Origin of the sequence: Paraburkholderia sp. EG304 (assembly GCF_046543485.1) — a bacterium.
GTDB classification, from domain to species: domain Bacteria; phylum Pseudomonadota; class Gammaproteobacteria; order Burkholderiales; family Burkholderiaceae; genus Paraburkholderia; species Paraburkholderia youngii.
Genome location: NZ_JBKGUA010000446.1, coordinates 1 through 255, shown reverse-complemented (window position 1 = coordinate 255; position 255 = coordinate 1). Strand labels below are relative to the sequence as shown.

Sequence of the window (255 nt, the reverse complement as noted above, 5' to 3'; positions counted from 1 at the left end):
CGCTCGATCGGCAGGCCCGGCATCGGCAGTTGTTCGATATGGCCACAGCCGGGGCAAAGCAATTTGCGCCGGATCGTGCGGATCACCTTGAATGCGGCGGCTACGCGCGCGAGCTGTTCGGATGCGTGCTCGCCCAGCGGCTGCATGGTCGTCGCACACGTGGGGCAGAGCGGATCGGGCTCGAGAACGATCTCCTCGCGCGGCAGGTGCGGCGGGAGCGGCCCTCGCGAAGGCGATTTGCTGGCCGGCGCATTC

Annotated in this window: 1 protein-coding gene; it reads right to left on the bottom strand. The window is 68.2% G+C overall.

What is annotated here, in order from left to right:
* Positions 1–255, bottom strand: a 255-nt coding sequence (locus ACLFKU_RS44675) for an IS66 family transposase zinc-finger binding domain-containing protein (protein WP_410853510.1), incomplete at both ends; no start/stop codon positions are given.